We start from the raw sequence: 14,999 nt of genomic DNA, 5'->3' as shown, positions 1-14,999 counted from the left end.
ATTTGCAGAGCATCCAAATGAAAACAATCGGGATCAGGCAGAAAATTCAAGAGGTTTGGCATCGACGGGAAATCAGTAAACTTGAAGATCTTTTTTTCCAAGCGGCGCAAGAGGCCCCTTCCAATCAACTTCTTCTTAGTGAAGAAAATTCCCAAAATCTTCTTTCGTTTCTTGCTTCTTTGAATCTTGTTGGTGTACGTCGGTCGGATGAACCTTTTGATATTTGCGCAATAACTTCCTTGCTTGCCGGTCGTCCCCATCCTTTCAATGTGAAAGATGTTGCCTTTGATATCCTCGAAAAGCTTTATTTCGTAAAGCACTTGAAGCAATACGTCGTGGACATAAGACAAGGAGAAATTGAGTGGCAAAAGCTCTCTGCGTACCTCAGGGCAGACGTTAGACCCCATATGCTTGCCGGACACCCGGATATTCAAAAATTTCAGTGGGCCCCTGAACGTGCGGTATGGAGCAATGCTGATGGCTCTCACAGAACATTTAAGTTGCGCTTTCTTAGCAAACTTTTGAATAAAGATTGGAAATTTCAAGCGCATATTTCCTCCTTTTCCATAAACACGGAAAAAGCCCTCGAGTTTTGTCGCGATAACTGGTTTTTGTTACCGGACAACCCAATATTTGCAAGTGAAATTTTTAATTTGATCAGAGAGATAATTGGCCGGAGATTTGAATACCATGATCTTTTTCCGGCTTTAAAACGTCGGTACCCTTCGCGAGATCGTTCATACAATGTTGTTGAGTTGGACTTCGCCTCCGGTTCGTTTACAAGCGAAACCAAGTACTTTGATCTGATGAAACTGCCGAGCGATCTTTTGTTGCCAATTAGGGCCAAAAGACAAGGCTTATTTTTTCTTAATAGCTTCATTACAGAACTCCTTTTACGGCAGCAACAAAACTCTGAGAAGCTTCTTCCTTAGCAACTTGGTCACAGCCGAAGTAGACATCTTTCCCGATGGCTTTTAACTTTTGGAGTTCCGAGACGATTTCGTATCGGTTTGAAATCATCACATCTTCTATTTCTTCATCCAAATGGATAATGACTCCTTGGAATTTGATAAATGACAATTTGTTAAGAAGCTGTGGAAAAAAATTAAGACTTTTGCCGGGTAAAGAATTGGATTGGCTGCCGGAACCAATTTCTAAAACTGTTAACTGGGAGGACCAATTCAGAGAGAATTGCTCTAATTTTTCAAAACACTCTGAAGCTGTTACTGAGCAGGGAATCACAGGAGCATGAAATTCGGCCTGCGCAACCGTTAACGGATAATCGGTGTCATAACTAAATGGTCCGTTCTGGCTGATCCAAAGAAATTTCTGATTGGATTGTTCAATAACTTCCAGAAAGCGCAAACCGACTGAGTACTTATCGCCAATAAGAACGTTTCCTTCTTCACGAGGTTGCTTAAAACGGTAAAGAAGCTTTACGCGCAAAGCCAGTAAGTTGGACAAGTATTTAAATCCGAATGAATCGGACAGGCGCCTCGCTTCTTCGCAATTTTCGCTGATTCTCTCGAGAAGCAGTCTCTTATCACGAGGGAAAATAAAAGGACGGCTGATTATCTTTTTTAACTCGTATATCTCTGCGTCACTGAAAACAGCAGAAACATCCTTGAAAAATGCCGAGATCAGCCGATCCTGACACCTAAAATTTAAAGAATTCATGCCTCCTCCTTTTCGCTAGTCGGAAGGGGTTTGTCCCCGAAGAAATAAGGAATCCAAACTTCAGGGTCGTCTCCCACGAGAGAAAATAGTTTTTCTCCGAACTTGGTGGTTCCGGCAGTCCCGGAAAAAATCTTCAGAGCACGTTTGAAATTTCCGAGATCAAGCCGAATCATCACGGACACAGGCCCCTGCTTAATCAGCATCAGACGGCTTTGTGTATCGAGGCTCTTGATGATCGAAAACTCGTCCTTCGTACACTTGAACCCTTCCGTGTAATCCTTTTCATTCGCGTAGGGATTGGGCAGGTAGATTTTTGTAGCCGTGTTGTCCACAAACGCGGAACCTCTTTCGCTTTTCAGAACGTCTTCAGGGGACTGAGAAGCAAACACAAAAATACCGTTCTGCTTACGAATCGTCTTGAGCTTGTCGAACGCAAACTGAGCCGTAGCCGGGTCGGAGAGATACTTCCAGAACTCATCCATCACAATGATGGTTCGTCTCTTGTCCTTCATTACCTGAGTTTCAATCAGATAAAGGAGAATTTCCGTAATCGGGCCGCGGACATCCTCATTTTCCAAAAAGTCCGTACCGTCAATTCCGAAGTTGGGAAATTCATTGAGATCGAGCGTGTTGATTTCATTGTCAAAGGCCCATGCGAGAGGCCCCGTTTCAATCCACTTAGAAAGGCGCATGGTAAGCGAGTTCTGCGCGTCTTCCACACGGTCGCCCGTCTGAAGGCTTTGCGGCAGCACAGCAAGTCTTCGGTACTTAGCGGGCATGGACATGACCGTCTCAACTGCTGTTGCGATCCGCTGCTCATCCAACGGAGTGATCTGAAGTCCGTCGCGTCCGATCAGCCGCTTTGTCCATCCGATCAAAAACTGGATGTTTTCTGTTGTCGGTTCCAACTGGAAGGGATTGATGCCGGAAGGTTTCCCGTTTTCAATTGCCAAATATCCGCCGCCCATCGCTTTAATGGCTAGCTCGGCACCTTTGTCCTTGTCGAATAAGATGACCGAGAGCTGATGGTCTTTATCGCGATACTTTTGCGCCGAGCACAAAAGGAAATTCAGCAATACCGTCTTGCCCGCGCCGGATGCTCCGAGAATTGCCGTATTCCCAAGCGGCACGTCTCCCAAAGAATCCTTTTCGGGATCGGTGTAATGAAAATTAAAGTAATACGGCTGATCGCTCGGCATTTTCATTAACGCGACGGCTTCGCCCCAAGGGTTTCGGTCGCGTTTTCCGCATGGAAAATTATGAAAACTAGCGAGATGAGCAAAATTCATACTTGAGATTTTTGCGACCCGCGAGCGGTCCTTTCTTCCGGGAAGCTGATGCAGATAAGACGTAACCAGCGCGAGAGTGGACTTGATCGGTAAAAATCCCGCGTCCTGCAATTTTTTTACCGAGTCATTCGCATGGGCAACAACGGTATCTTCGCTGCCGAATACAAGAAGCGAATAGCTGTAGTCGCCGATGACAATCTGACCGTTGGCGACCATATCGCGTGCCAATGACAGCAGCTGCATTTGCGAAACGGCATCGTCTTGAGCCGACCTTAATTGGTTTTGCTGCAACTTCAGAGCCTTGAGTCCCTTGTTTTTGGATAGGGCCGTAAAGGTCTGCGTTTCAATAAAGGGGTATGAACTCTGATCGAAATTAGTGTTGTAGAGCAGTCCGTCAAGCAGCCGGGAATACGTTGCCATCGGATAATCTTTAAGCTCTATCGACTGCACATAGGACTTTCCCAATGCAGTTTGAAATTCAAGGGTATCGGCTCCGCCGAAAACCTGAACGTTCCCCAGTGCTTCGTTTAGCGGCATGAAAGGCACTCGGACTTTCTGCCATTGCCCGGTCAGCAAGTAATTGTAGAAGGAGAGCTGATGGGAAAAAATAATTCCTTGCTCGTCCGAATATTCTCCAAGCACTGCGGGCTCGTAATCCCTAAGTGAACTTACCAGCTGATCGAAGACTTTTCCGAAAACCTCCAAGCGCTCTTTAAGTTCCTCCCGGATTTCCGATTCTTTGTAATTATCCCTCTTCAATGCCGTCGCTTTATGGCTGACCAACGACACATAAAGTTCGGTCGCCATCAGATTGTTTTCCGAGATTTCACGGTTGTAGGCGCGAACAAAGTCTCTGACAAAACGGCTGCTCGAATTCTCGTCCGGCACAGAAAGTTCGTCGTGAACAACGCGCCGAATTCTGTGCACTTTCAGTGACATTTCGTCCGTGGAGGACGCGCTTGCCATCACTTTTAAGAAGTTATTCTGGCGCTCCGCGTCTCTTTGGAGCGCTTCGTTGGAAACCGCCTCAAAAACCTTTCCGGAAATCTTTACAGTCGCAACCAAATCTCCTTCACGACAGATCACAACGCCGGGCGCAATTACTGCTGAGTAGGGAATAAATTCCGAGAGGCTTTTTTCAGAGTTTTCAAGTGCTTTACGTTGGGCAAACATGGTTTACTCCTTGCTCTTTTCAAGGATGAAAAGCTCTTTTTTTTCTTGTTTTGGGCTCAGACTTGTGACGTTTCCCCAGTACCGTCGGTTAAAAGAGCGAACGAGATTGATTCGCGCATAGGAAATCAGCTGCGAGAAAATCTGCTCATCTTTGTCGGCGACGGTCTTCAAATAAAAATGCGTGATAGGCGTAATCAAAATCAAAGGAATCCAAATCCAGATTGCCAAAAGCGAAACGACGCCGATATTGAGCACAAATACCTGGAGGGGAACGCCCCCGATGCAAGCGGGGCGCGTCGCACCTTTAAACAAAGGGCTCGATGTTTCCATTTAGCCCACCAGCAATTCAGCCAGCCATGGAGCTGCGGCAATTAAACAAGCGCCTAGGAAGGGGCCGCCAACCGTCTGAATATTGGCATGGGTATACAACATTCTGTAGCCTGCCCAAATAATTGCTCCTGTGACGATTAAAAGAGATGCGCCTTGGAATACACTCAAAATTGTTTGGAGCGTATTGTTCAGACTCTGAGTTCCGGCAGCAGCCAGTGCCGGGTCACTCAGAATCAACGCGGCCAGCGCAGCGGGGAATAAGAAGTTGTTTTTTTTCATAGTTAAACTCCTAAAGTTAATCGGATTAAAAAATCAATCCGGTTGATGAGTTGTCGCCTGTAGCGACAAGGGTTGAAGAATCTTTTGATTTCGTTTCAGCTTCCCGGATGGACGGAACGACAGGAGCTGTTAAGGTTGAAATGCCGGCATTGGCGCGCACCTTATCCACGTAGCCGTGGCGGTAGCCGGTCTGAAAATTTCCTGAGTAGTAGCAGCTCAAGGCATCGTGAAGCGAATTGCTGCCGCTGCGGTTCTGTGCTCTTTGGTAGCAGTCGGAAAGGATTTTTGATGCTGCCTTTAAATTGGTACAGGCATCCAGTGCCCCGGAGGCATTGATACCGAGCTTGGAAAAATTCTTTTTATTGATTTGTGCCAAACCGACTGAATAGTTTTTTCCTTCAAGTTCCAGCTGCGCAATGATTGCCATCGCCTCATGGAATGCTTTCGGCTGCCGAGAACCTCTTCCGACAATGCCTATGGCATAAGGATTAAAACTAGATTCGGTTCTGACCAATGCGCGCAGCGTGTCTTCAGAAACTTCCGGTGCGCAGCGTTTGGCCAAATCCCCGAAATCATCGGCTTGAGATGAGAGGGAAAGAGTTGCAAGGATGAAACCGATAATTAACCTTACACGCAGGCCGCGTTGATTAAAATTTGGCTCTAATGAGGATGATTTTTTATGAGCAACGAGAAGCTTAGTTACAAAGGGTATGAAGGTTCCGTGGAAGTTAGTCCGGACGGCCGATTTACGGGCAAAGTTCTTGATATCCGTTGCGGGTTGATTTATGAAGGCCTCACCCTTTTGGAGCTTCAAGATGCTTTTCAAAGCGTCAGTGACGCATATCTTGATTACTGTTCGAGCAAAAGTATTAGGGCTGAAAAACCTTCTTCCTTCCCAGAGGTGCTGAGTACAAAACTTTGCAAACCTTATGACCCAGTTGATTTTCTTGAAAGCGAAGAGGACTGCGCTCTGTACCTTCATTTTTGCGCAGAGGAAGACCTCGGAGATGGCTCTTTGAAAAAAGCGGCTGCACTTGATATTGAAAAAGCTAGAGGTAGAAAAAAGGCAAATCAGAAGACCTACAAAGAAATCTTGGAAAGAGACTTCGGCGGATTGGATGAAAAATCCTGAACTCCGCAAAGGATATGATGCGGCCAAAGCAGAGCTTAATCTTTCATTGGTGCTACAATGTAGGCATTCTTTAGAAGGAGATTCTATGAGTACTGCCGACTCTTTTATTCGGGTTCGACTCGACAAAGAATTGAAATTGGAAGCAAGTGAGATTCTTTCGGCTATGGGTCTTTCCATATCCGACTTGGTACGGATGACCTTGATCAAATTGGTCAATGAGAGAGACATTCCCTTTAGTACATACGTCCCAAACAAAGAAACCATCGAAGCGATGAATGAGCTGGAGGCAGGAAAAGGAAAAAAGTTTTCTAATTTCCAAGAATTGCTCTCGGCAGTGGATAAAGAATGCTGAATATCGAGGCTTCGAGTCTTTTTTTGAAAGACGTTAAAAAAATGGAAGCACAAGGAAAGAGGATGGAACTGCTTTCTGAAGCAATTGACATGCTTCTCAAAGAAGTTGAGATTCCGGTTCAATTCAGAGACCATAGTTTGAGCGGCAATTGGAAGGGATATCGCGAACTTCATATCCGCCCCGATTGGCTTCTCATTTATAAAGTTGAATACCCTTTGCTCAGGTTGGCAAGAACCGGAAGTCATTCGGAACTGCTTTCCAAGGTTAAAAGGTAATTTTTTTCTATTGCGCATTTGTTTCTCTTGGGTTGAGACTCATTGGTCAGCGCCCTCTTAGAGCGCTCACCGATGAATCCTTCATTCATCGGGGTTGTGCGGACTCCTTGAGGAGCCCGCGTTTGTTTTTAGATTTGTTTAGAAGCGGTATCTGGCCTCGAACTTGAAGGCGTGGTCTGCTTTGCCTTTGGTGCCGCCCGTGAATCCGTAACGGACACCAAACGTTGCCGGACCTTTATCGGCCTGTACGCCTAAGTTCACGTTTGTGCCGAATTTGCCCGCAAATTCACCGGAGAGCTTGTCGCTGACACCGTTGAAGTTGCTGAGTTTCGTCTTCTGTTCGGTATCCCCGAACTGCGGGATGAGGGTCAGATCAGCTTGCGGACGAACATTCCAACCGGAAGCAGTCATAATGTCGCCACGAACCGCAACGCCGATAGGCAGCTGGAAAGTATTAGTGGCATCAGGTGTGTTGCCCCAAACCTTCTTACCGTCCACCTTGGTGTCGTAGCTGCCGGACTTGGCCCACACATAACGCAGTCCTGCGTGAGGAATTACGTTTGCCTTGCCGACCGGCAGATTGGCTTCGGCTCGAGTGCCGAGACTAAACAGATTTGTCTTGACATCAGCATCGGCCTTGTTGAATCCAGCTGCATTAATCGACTGTGTAATATCAGAGGAGTTGTGCATCCAGCTCAAAGTTCCGATCAGATTGACTCTATCGACGGGAGCGTAAGCGCCGTAAGCGTGCAGACCGAAGCTGTCATACTTGTTCTTGGTCTTCAGCACGTCGCCGGTGGAATCAAGTGAACCGTGGTTGTAACTGAAAGCGCCGCCTAAGATGACGGACTTACCGGCAAACTTGCGGTCATAGCCCATAACAAGACCATAGGCGTTCGTATCGAATCCGGCTTTAGAAATACCGGTGGCACTCAGGCTCTTGTACTTCTGCTTACCTCCGATAACATCGACCCAAAGATCGTTTCCGCGATCCCATTCGCGCATAACACCGTACTCGGTAAAGGCTTCGTTCCGCATGGAAACTCTGCCCTCGATGGAGTCGGCAGCCGTGTTGAGGTCGTTCATGGAAACGCTCATAGCGCCGCCCGCAAAGGCGATATTTGCTACAGAGTTGATGACTTTGGTCTTACCGGCAATATCCAGCTCTTTATCTCGCAGAACGCGGCAAACAAATTCGGCTCCTGCGTCACCGCTCTTGCAGTGCAGCAGATCGTCGTTAGCAATGTTGGGAATGGCGATGTCAGGATAGACAGTGCGGACATCGGCCAGCGTTGCATTGACCCAAATCTTGCTCGGATCGTTGTGCAGCGTCAGAATCCAGTTGATGCCGGAGCCGTCCTGTGGAAGAGCGTAAAGATTGTCGCCGGTCCAGCCGCCCGTCCACATTCCGCCGGATTCATTTCCGCCGGATTCATTTCCGCCGGTGATGTAGCCGTTGACGATTGTGTAGTCGCCCACTTCTTCAATATTGCCCAGAACAAGGTTTGCACCCGGTTCGACAGTCACTTTCGCAATATCGCTTGTGGTATTGAATGCGCTCTTACCGTCTGTGAGGATGGAGCTGTCAATAACGGTCAAAGAGTCTTTAGCGAAATACAAATCACCGTTTCCGATCTGGACGTGATTGTCTTTATCCGTCCAAACGTTGGGACCTACGGAAATTCCTCCTCCCGGGCCCGTTGTCACGTTATTGGTAATAACCAATCGGCTCGGTGTGCCGCTGGGCACCGTCGGAGATCCGATAGAGTCGGCCCAATCAAGACCGCCTTTGGGTCCCAAGTTCAAGTCGCCGTTATTCTTCACGTAGATATTCGTGTCGATAACGTCGCCCGTCGGATTGATCTCGGCTTTAACGTGATTTTCTTCGGTCGGTTCTCTGTCGTTTCCGATAATAAGGTCTCCGCCGTTAAGATCGGTTTCCTCGGCTTTCAGACTGCCGCCGTCGTTCTTGACAAGGCCGTCATCAATGGTGAGTTTGCCCGTCTCAATATCTCCCGTGTTGTTCACATCGCCTCCGGCCACAACGACGTTGTTCCAAATGGACGTGCCGGAGTTATTGTGTTCGCCGTTCGGGTCAATCGTCAGGATGTCTCCTTTCTCGTAACCGGAATTATTCGACGTACCGCCGCCCTGAATCGTCATATCGTCGTATTCAGATTTGCCTTGATTGTCGAGTGCCCCGGAAACAAGGGTATCGGTGACCTTGGTGGCGTCAATTTCACCTTTATTCGTCTTCTCGCCATCAATGACATACTTATCATTGATGGTTTCTTTGCCTCCTTCTTCGGTAGTGGCCGAGCCTCCGACCTGAACGGTTTGGTTGTTCCAGATCGAGGTTCCTGAATTGATGTGCTCACCGCCGTCTTCGATGATGAGGATGTCTCCTTTCTCGTAACCGGAGTTGTTCGACGTACCGCCGGAAGCGACGGTCATATCGTCGTAGTTTGAGGTTCCTTGGTTATCGAGCGTCCCGGAAACCTGAGTATTGGCAACGCCTGTTGCGTCAACTTCGCCTTTGTTAATGCGGTCGCCCGCAATGTCATAGGTTCCGTTGATCGTTTCCTTGCCGCCGACTTCAACAGTTGAAGTAGCACCCGTCTGGATCGAGACATTGTTCCAAATAGAGGTACCGCTGTTGGTGTGCTGACCGCCGTCAGCAATCGTCAGGATGTCGCCTTTCTCGAAACCGGAGTTGTTCGACGTGCCGCCGGAAGCGACGGTCATATCGTCGTAATTGGCCGTTCCCTCGTTGCGCAACAGACCCGCGACGGTGGTCACAGCTGTCTTTGTGGCGTCAAGAACTGCGTCTTTGCCTTTGTTGACAAACTCACCAATCACATCAAATACGCTTCCGACATCCAAATTGCCGGAGTTTTCACCGTTGCCGGAATCGGCAACGGTGACACCGTTCCAAATCGAAGTGCCGGAGTTGGCATGAGTCCCTTCAACGGTGAGGATGTTGCCTTTTTCCGTGCCGCTGTTATTAGAGCTGCCGCCCTCGGCAATCAGCATATCGTTGTAATCGGCTTTGCCTTCATTGGCGTGTGTGCCGGATACCGTTACCTTGTCAACTTTGGAAGCGTCCAAGACGGAGTTCTGGCCCTTATTCAGGAAGTTTCCGGTTACATCAAAGACCGGAAGATTTCCGTGTTTTTCGTCCAGAGACAGTTTCCCTTCGTTAACGGTCGAACCATTGCCGGTCAAACTGTTGATATGCAAAATGGCATTGGAGTGAACGTGAACATTACCGTTGTTTGCAATAGTCCAATCAGCAAATTCACCGTTCTTGGCTTCCAAAGCTCCGTCTTCTCCGATATTGGAGGAAAGAATCCATCCGACTGTCGGTGTAACACCGCCGTGAGAGCCGAACGTGAATTGACCGTTATTCACATCAATGGAACCGCCGTCGGCGGAATCCTTCAGCAGTTTATTGGCATCATCACCAAAAGAACCTTCAGGAATTGCATTGACGGCATTGCCGACAAGAACCAATTCCTTACCGCCTTCGATTGTGACTTTATCCGTATGGGAGACATCTTTGAATCCCATACTAATATTGATCGAATTGGTATTCGGATCATTGGACTCGGCACCAATGATCAAACCTTTGATCGTCTGAGAAGCATCAGTGTCTTTGTTGTACTCATCCGCAAACTCATTGTGCAGAGTCGTCGTGTTGAGCACAATGCCGGGGTTCAGAACGACATCAAGTCCTTCTTTTTCCAGATCGTTTGCCGTCGTAATAGTAAACGGGGCAGTCATCTGACCTAAGAAATTGATGGTCAGGTTGGCCGCATTTTCAAATGCATTCGCAATTTTGTCGGTGACGCTGACAATCAGCGAAGCGCTGAAATAATCGTCGTCAAGAGCAAGATTGCCGCTTTCGACATTCAGCCCGGACTGGATCTCGTCTTTGACTGCGCCTACGGTAGTTGCAGAAAGCACGGTGGTCGGAAGCTGTACCGTGCCCGTTTCGGCGTCTGCCGCGTCGATTCGAATGGCCTCAGTCGTGACAGAGCCGAAAATTTGATCCGCACTTGTCTGAAGAACGCCGCCTGTCAGATTGATGCTATCGGCTTTTCCGTCAAGTTCGATCTTGGCAACATCGAGGACGCCGCCCGCCATAATGTTGACCGTTGTGTCGCTGTTGACTACGCCCGCAATAACCTGCGTTAAATTATCTTTGTAGTGGGACTTAACTTCCGCAGAATCCTCGTTATCAATCACCGGAGTCTTATTGCCGCCGGAGATGTTAACGGTGTTATTGCCGAGGAGACCGGTAACGTTTCCTTCGGAATCGCGAACTTCGGAAGCGTCAAAAATTCCGCCTTTAATATTCAGCGTGGAATCTTCAAAGAAGCCCTTGTCAGCTTTGAAATGACCGCCTAACTGGTTATAGACGGAGTTCTTTGCATCGAGCTCGGCAATATTAAGATTACCCTTGTTAAGGTTAATCGTTCCTTCATTGGAAACAACCTTCTGAAGGGTGCTGTCTCCGTCGGAAGTGAACTGACCGCCGGTGGCGAGTTGAGTCAGAGCAATATCCGAGGTGTTTCCACCTGCATTGACAAATTCTCCGCCGTTAAGAACCAGCTGATCGGCCTTGACTGAACCCGTTGCTTGGTTAAGGAAGCGGTCGTTCTCAGCCAGAACAAGGTGTCCGGCCTCAACGGTGCCTGTATTTTCGGTCTTGGCTGCGGCAAAATCGGTAGCTTTTACCGTTCCGGCATTGTTCAGTTCTTTTAATTGAACCTTTTCAGCCTCAATCGAGGCATCCTGCCTGACTTCTGCCAGTGTCACACCCTTGGAACCCACGGAGCCGCCCTGAATCATTCCCTTCAACAGCATGAGATTTGTAAGCTCAAGGTGGCCTTCATTGGCGATACCGACGTCGGAAGCATCAGCCATTTCAATCTTGGTAGTTCCCGTGTCTTTGAACTGAGCTTCCGCAGAGTTGGTTACCTGACCGCCTGTGACGTTCAAACCTTTCAGAGCTAAAGTGCCCTTGTTGTTAACGGTACCGGCGGTAACGTTCAGGGCATTGGTATTGTCCATTGTCCCGTTATTGTTTAACTCCCCGCCCGCTACCGTAACGTTCTGCGTACCGTCAACTTTGACGGTTCCGTTGTTGGTCAGAGTTCCTTTGAGTTCTGTTGCCCCGTTAAGACCGGCAATCGTGAGTACAGCGTCAGCTGCATTGGTCACAATGGAGCCGGCTTCCGTCAGAAGTGAGTCCACTTTCGCAAGCGCGTTATTAATGAAGCTACCCGCAGTTGCATCCTGAACGGGTGTCGCGGCTTGAACGGTGAGTTTTGCAATGTCCACTTCGCCGCTGTTGGTAATATCACCGCCAACAGTTAGCTCATCCGTAACGGACAGTTTGCCCTGATTTTCCAGCGATCCACGAATGCCGTAAGTTCCCGAAGCACCGGCAAGAGCGTTACCGGAAACGGTCAGTTTTCCGGCTGTCAGTTCAGCACCTTGCTTATTAACAGAACCGTATTCGCGTAGTGTCAGCTCATTAAAGGCTGCTTGACCGTTGTTTTCCACGTAGCCGCTGATGTCGGCAGTACCGATCTCAAAGGTTCCGTAGTTAACAAACGAATTATTGGTGTTGCGGGATGCAATATTTTGAGCTTTGAAAATACCGTGATTGCTCATAGCGCTGCCGTCAACAGCCGTATAGGTGCCGACAATCAGCTGAGTGGTTGTATCGTCAGAGTTGCCAATAACCAGTCCCTCTCTGTCAGTACCGTAGCCGGCTGAACCATTGTTCAGATTATCAACAGTGAAAACACCGTTTTTGACGATAACCTGACCACCGGCACCTCCGAGAGTCGGATTGGCAGGAGAGATTCCGATATTTAATTCCCCAAGGTGGCCCTTTGTTTCCGTAGCAGAACCGTAGGACCCAAGGGTTAACTTAGAAGGTGTGACGGAACCGTCAACATTTTTGTTGCCGCCAACCCATACAGCTCCGTCTGCTAATTCAACCGGAGCGAGATTCGGATTGGGCTGGGACTGACCCACTAATACGAAATGGCTGCCGTTATTAATATAGAGGCCGTCGGATACACCGGTGACGTTCATAAAACCCATATTTTGGCTAAGAACGTTAGGGGTGCCGGATGTCGGAACAATCACCGCCGAGCGGTCATTAACGCCTACAACCAAAGAGGTTGCATCCGGATTGGCAGCGCTTTCATTGGAAAGCGTTTCATTAGCAAACGTTGCGTAGGCTAGAGTGCCGGCAGCCGTGGCTTTAATAGAATTTGCGAGATCTACATTAAACCTCTCTGATGCTTTGCCGTTAAATGCGACTTCGAGCTCACCGCGACGTTCCGCCGGAACGTCTCCGATGGCTACAAGCTTGTTGACTGCATCGCCGGCCAGCGCAGCGCTGTATGAGGCGTCGTCAAATGCGACAGTGCCCCACTGGAAAGCAACGCCTTCGGCCACGGAATCAATAACATTGCCTACCCCGGTCACAATCTGAGGATTGCTTGTGACTTCTACTTTGTCGTCCGGGTTAACCGCATCGAGGTTAAGTGTTGAATAATCCAGATCGGCAAAGACCTGATCCAACGTTGTGGACAGACGGCCGCCTTGCAAGTTAGTCGTCTTGTGACCGTCCATTGCAATGTGTTCGGTTCTCAGTGTTGCGCCGCGATTGATATTAACGACAGAAGAACTGTCGAGCGTGCCGACTGTGAATGTCGCTGCATCATTGGAACCGGAGCCCGCGCCAAGATTGTATGTATTGCCAGAACCAAGAACAGCGTGTTCAATCGTTCCGCCGGTCAGATCAACTGTTGAATTGCTGAACCAACCCGAAGCGCTCGAAAGACTGCCTGCCGTCTGGACGTATTTAATATTGTCAGCTTCCAGACTTCCGACATTGATTTGTCCGGCGTTCGTAAAGGTATCATTGCCGAGGCCGGCGCGTTTGAAAACAATCAGGCCGTCCCCGGTTATCGAGCCGGAGTTGTTCAAGGTACCGCCGAAAGTAAACGTACCTGCATTCTTGATCGAGCCGGTATTCGTAATACCTAATCCGCTGCCGTCAACGAAAATGTCAGACACGCCGCCGTAGGCTTCTGCTCCTGCTGCATTGACAAATTCGCCCGCAATCGAACCGGTTCCGTAATAGGCAATGCCGTTATTTGTCTTGCTGCCGCCCTCAGAAACCGTCAAATTCTTCAATTGTTCGGTTGCCCTTGCAACTGCTCTGGCAACAGCTCTCAAACGAAGAGGGGAGGAAGTGAAGGTCTGCTGTGCATTATCTCCATTGATGAAATAGCCGCCGTTATTAATTACCAAAGAATCGGCAATCAAGGTGCCATTATTAGAAACAACGCCGCCGCTGAGGATTGTGAGTTCCGAATCATCTCCGGTAAATTCTGCAACAGCGCCTGAAGCATTGGCGATCAAACCGGAAACCTGCGTTTTACCGGTTGCTTTAAGGGTGTAAGTGTTCCCGATAGTGCCAATGTTGCCGTCACCGCGGGAGCCGATAGAAGTATTGAACAAACGGATTTCGCCCGGATTTTCCAGCGTACCAAACACGGTCGAATTATCCAGCGCCTCCATGTAACCGAAATTGCGGAGGGTTCCGTTGATATTTACAGTATTGGCAATCAACTGGGCGCCTTGACTGTTTTGCAAGGTTCCGTCGATATCGGCAGTACCTACTAATTTGGCATTTGCATTATTAATAAATCTGCCGCCGAATTGTGTGTTGCCGTTGATCGTCAGCCGGCCGTTATTGTGAACCTCAGCAGCGTTCCAACCGTTCAACGTTCCGAGAACGGTTTCGCCGTTATTTTCGAGAACAGCTTTGTCGGTGAATGTGCCGTTGTCACTGCGGAACGTAGAATTTTTATCTACCGTTGTTGTACCTCCCGAAGAGGTGTGATTCGTGACAAGATAGTCGCCCGCAGCGATTCTCAATTCTCCGCCGTTGGAAAGATTGACTTCCGAGGCCTGACCCTGATAAAGAGAAGAGTCTTTAATACCAAGACTGCCCAAGATCAGCTTAGCACCGGTGCCCACGGCAGTAATAACTTTTTCAGCTAGAGTGAAACGATTTCCTGTTCCGTCGGACTTACCGCCGATCAGAGTAAGCTCTTTCCCGTCTTGAATTGTTGTTCCGGTTGCTTCGTTGATGCCCGTGAAGCCTGTGTTGTTGCGCAAACCTGAATCTCCAACGACGATTGCTCCGTTTTCGCCTTCAAGTTTTCGGTCTACGAAAATGACATCGCGAAGATGCTCAACGTTGTTGTACAGCTCGTTGGTTTTTGCGACGGTTAATTTATCATCATGTGAAACGCCCGCTATCGTGCCTTGGAACTCGAGGGTCGTTGCACTTCCAAACTGTTCTTTGAATGCCTTTGCCAAATCCGCAGCTTGGGTCTGAGTCAAATTGACGCCGGTCACGATGACTTTTCCGCCCGTAAACGAGGCATGATCGG

10 protein-coding genes are annotated in these 14,999 nt (G+C 48.6%); 4 read left to right on the top strand and 6 right to left on the bottom strand.

Going from position 1 to position 14,999, the window contains the following annotated elements; genetic code table 11:
- Positions 1–17 precede the first annotated feature (17 nt).
- Complete coding sequence (locus tag ACZND6_RS03780; protein WP_155165942.1) at positions 18–932, top strand: hypothetical protein; 915 nt, start codon at positions 18–20, stop codon at positions 930–932.
- On the opposite strand, the gene ACZND6_RS03775 is transcribed toward ACZND6_RS03780, so the two are convergent.
- From ACZND6_RS03775 to ACZND6_RS03755, 5 genes are read right to left on the bottom strand one after another with little or no spacing between them, the layout of a single operon-like run.
- Positions 880–1,677, bottom strand: a complete 798-nt coding sequence (locus ACZND6_RS03775; protein ID WP_155165941.1) for a hypothetical protein — start codon at positions 1,675–1,677, stop codon at positions 880–882. The genes ACZND6_RS03780 and ACZND6_RS03775 overlap by 53 nt on opposite strands.
- Entirely contained in the window at positions 1,674–4,139 is a 2,466-nt protein-coding gene (locus ACZND6_RS03770; protein ID WP_486865525.1) for a VirB4 family type IV secretion/conjugal transfer ATPase, read from the bottom strand. Before ACZND6_RS03770 ends, ACZND6_RS03775 begins: the two co-directional genes overlap by 4 nt.
- Before the next feature lie 3 nt (positions 4,140–4,142).
- The gene (locus ACZND6_RS03765; RefSeq protein ID WP_290066036.1) at positions 4,143–4,469 is read right to left on the bottom strand and encodes a VirB3 family type IV secretion system protein; all 327 of its coding nucleotides are present in this window, start codon (positions 4,467–4,469) and stop codon (positions 4,143–4,145) included.
- Positions 4,470–4,748: a TrbC/VirB2 family protein gene (locus ACZND6_RS03760; protein WP_008812091.1), complete on the bottom strand. Its 279-nt coding sequence runs from the start codon at positions 4,746–4,748 to the stop codon at positions 4,470–4,472.
- 25 nt (positions 4,749–4,773) lie between these two features.
- Positions 4,774–5,310 (bottom strand): transglycosylase SLT domain-containing protein, encoded by a 537-nt coding sequence (locus ACZND6_RS03755; protein ID WP_443891602.1) that lies wholly within the window; start codon positions 5,308–5,310, stop codon positions 4,774–4,776.
- 117 nt (positions 5,311–5,427) lie between these two features.
- Here ACZND6_RS03755 and ACZND6_RS03750 point away from each other — a divergent pair, with 117 nt between their 5' ends.
- The 3 genes from ACZND6_RS03750 to ACZND6_RS03740 are packed head-to-tail and all read left to right on the top strand — an operon-like array spanning position 5,428 to position 6,507.
- Positions 5,428–5,880, top strand: a complete 453-nt coding sequence (locus ACZND6_RS03750) for a hypothetical protein (protein ID WP_489524399.1) — start codon at positions 5,428–5,430, stop codon at positions 5,878–5,880.
- The gene (locus tag ACZND6_RS03745; RefSeq protein ID WP_241680189.1) at positions 5,867–6,232 is read left to right on the top strand and encodes a type II toxin-antitoxin system RelB/DinJ family antitoxin; all 366 of its coding nucleotides are present in this window, start codon (positions 5,867–5,869) and stop codon (positions 6,230–6,232) included. Before ACZND6_RS03750 ends, ACZND6_RS03745 begins: the two co-directional genes overlap by 14 nt.
- Positions 6,226–6,507 (top strand): type II toxin-antitoxin system YafQ family toxin, encoded by a 282-nt coding sequence (locus tag ACZND6_RS03740; protein WP_155165935.1) that lies wholly within the window; start codon positions 6,226–6,228, stop codon positions 6,505–6,507. The genes ACZND6_RS03745 and ACZND6_RS03740 overlap by 7 nt, the downstream gene beginning before the upstream one ends.
- Positions 6,508–6,645: 138 nt before the next feature.
- Here the strand turns inward: ACZND6_RS03740 and ACZND6_RS03735 are convergent, their stop codons facing one another.
- Positions 6,646–14,964, bottom strand: a complete 8,319-nt coding sequence (locus tag ACZND6_RS03735) for a hypothetical protein (RefSeq protein WP_489524398.1) — start codon at positions 14,962–14,964, stop codon at positions 6,646–6,648.
- Positions 14,965–14,999: the final 35 nt, after the last annotated feature.

It is taken from the genome of Parasutterella sp., assembly GCF_057870745.1.
The sequence above is the reverse complement of the archived record's forward strand: the minus strand, read 5'-3'. Positions and strand labels throughout refer to the sequence as shown.